Raw genomic sequence first — 1639 nt, forward strand, 5'->3', positions numbered from 1 at the left:
TAGGTCGTCCCCGCGGTGAGGCCGGAGTCGGTGTAGGCGAGCTTTTCGACCGTGGCGACCTTGGTGCCGTCGCGCAGCACGTCGTAGTTCTTGACGCCCTTGTCGTCGGTGGCCGCGCTCCAGGCGAGGCGGACGGAGGTGTCGGTGATGTTGCTCGCGGTGGGCTTGCCGGGGGCCGAGGGCGGGGTGTCGCCGGGCTGCGAGCCGTCGCAGGAGCTGCCGTTGATCTTGCAGCCGGCCGGGGCGCCGGAGCCGGTGCCGTTGAAGCCGAAGCTGGTGGAGGCGCCGGGGGCCAGGGTGCCGTTCCAGCTGAGGTTCTTGGCGGTGTAGTGGTCGCCGGAGCGGGTCAGGGCCGCGTCCCAGGCGGAGTTGGTGGAGGTGCCGGCGGGGAAGTCCCACTCCACGGTCCAGCCGTTGATGGTGGTGGTGCCGGTGTTCTTGACCGTCCACTTCCCCTCGAAGCCGGTACCCCAGTCGGACACCTTGGTGTACGTGGCGGTGGCGGACTCGGCGGCGTGTGCCTCGGTGGCCAGGCCGACGACGGCCGCCAGGGGCAGGAGGAGTGCGGTGAGGGCCGCCAGGGCTCTGTGTCGGGCGTGCGTGGTGCGTTTGGAGGTTCCGGGTCTCACGGGGTGCTCCCAGTGTCGGGGGTGGGAAAGCGAAGGGGGGAACCTGCGTCGCCCGGTGAGCGCTGTGGGGCGCGCTCACCGCTGTGTGAAGGGGAGATTAAAAAGGTCCAGACCTGGGGTCAAGAGGTCTGGACCAAGTGGGAGAGATGCCCCGTCCCGGCTCCGTCTCACCCGCCCGCACCCGGCCCGCTCAGCGGCCGCTGATGCCCAACTCCTGTGCGAGTACGGCCGCTTGGACCCGGCTGCGCAGCTCCAGCTTGCCCAGCATCCGGCTCACATGGGTCTTGACGGTGGCCTCCGCCATCTCCAGCCGGAGCGCGATCTCCGCGTTGGACAGGCCCTCGCCCAGGCAGCCGAGCACCTCGCGCTCGCGGCGGGTCAGGGCGTCGAGCACGGACAGGTCCGGCGCCTCGGCGCGGCGGTGCTGCCGAGCGCTTCCGGCCCCCGCGAACTCCGCGATCAGCCGGCGGGTCACGGACGGCGCGATCAGACCCTCGCCCGCGGCCACCGTACGTACGGCGTCGATGAGGGTGGCCGCGTCGCTGTCCTTGAGCAGGAAGCCCGCGGCGCCCGCCCGCAGCGCCCCGAAGACGTACTCGTCCAGGTCGAAGGTGGTCAGCACCAAGACGTCCGCCAGCTGCTCCGAGCTGATCAGCCCGGTCGCCGTCACACCGTCCATGCGCGGCATCTGTATGTCCATCAGCACCAGGTCCGGGCGCAGTTCGCGGGCCAGCCGCACCGCCTCCTCGCCGTCCGCCGCCTCCCCGACCACCTCGATGCCGGGGGCACTGCGCAGGATGAGGACCAGCCCCGCGCGTACGGCGGACTGGTCCTCGGCGACGACCACCCGCGTGCTCATGCGCCAGCCTCCCTACGGTCGGCGGGCTCGCCTTCGCACCGCGCGCACCTTTCGATGATTCGCTCGCAGCGCTCGCTCATGCGCCAGCCTCCCTACGGTCGGCGGGCTCGCCTTCGCACCGCGCGCACCTTTCGATGATTCGCTCGCAGCG

At 71.4% G+C, this 1639-nt stretch carries 2 protein-coding genes; both read right to left on the minus strand.

Going from position 1 to position 1639, the window contains the following annotated elements:
* The coding region (locus AC4IJH_RS43480; protein WP_490857558.1) for a cellulose binding domain-containing protein at positions 1–629 on the minus strand (629 nt) is incomplete at its 3' end.
* Positions 630–819: 190 nt separating this feature from the next.
* On the minus strand, positions 820–1488 hold the full coding sequence (locus tag AC4IJH_RS43485; protein WP_490857559.1) for a response regulator: 669 nt from the start codon (positions 1486–1488) through the stop codon (positions 820–822).
* Positions 1489–1639: the final 151 nt, after the last annotated feature.

The organism is Streptomyces sp. UF-297 (assembly GCF_058245575.1).